Origin of the sequence: Dolichospermum sp. UHCC 0259 (assembly GCF_009711935.1) — a bacterium.
GTDB lineage: Bacteria > Cyanobacteriota > Cyanobacteriia > Cyanobacteriales > Nostocaceae > Dolichospermum.
Genome location: NZ_VIKX01000282.1, coordinates 1 through 357, shown reverse-complemented (window position 1 = coordinate 357; position 357 = coordinate 1). Strand labels below are relative to the sequence as shown.

Annotated in this window: 1 pseudogene; it reads right to left on the bottom strand. The window is 33.1% G+C overall.

The window, feature by feature from the left end:
* Positions 1-357 (bottom strand): annotated as a pseudogene (locus FJR05_RS23615) (hypothetical protein); the annotation flags it as partial.

Here is a 357-nt window from a genome sequence, read left to right as displayed (position 1 = left end):
AACGCACAATTCTTTTCCTAAATGTTTCACAAGAGCTTCAGTAAATTCCTGACGGTTCTTATAAACGAAGGGTTTGAGATTTTTGAGAATATTGAAAATATCTACACCTAAAGTAAAGCTTAGTAAAAATAGTGCTTCATCGTCTAAATTATAGCTAGTGCTAATTTGAGAAAAGTCTTGGTGTTTTTCATATTCTATGACCTTTATTGCCCATTCTATCAAAACATCAACGTTATGATAACGAGCCTTAGTTCTTTGTCTAGGAGGGATAAGAAAATATAATTTTGTCTGCTGAACTCTTTGTCGAGTTAAGCTGCATTGTCCCAGAAAACTTTGAAATCTTTCATCTGGTAATAG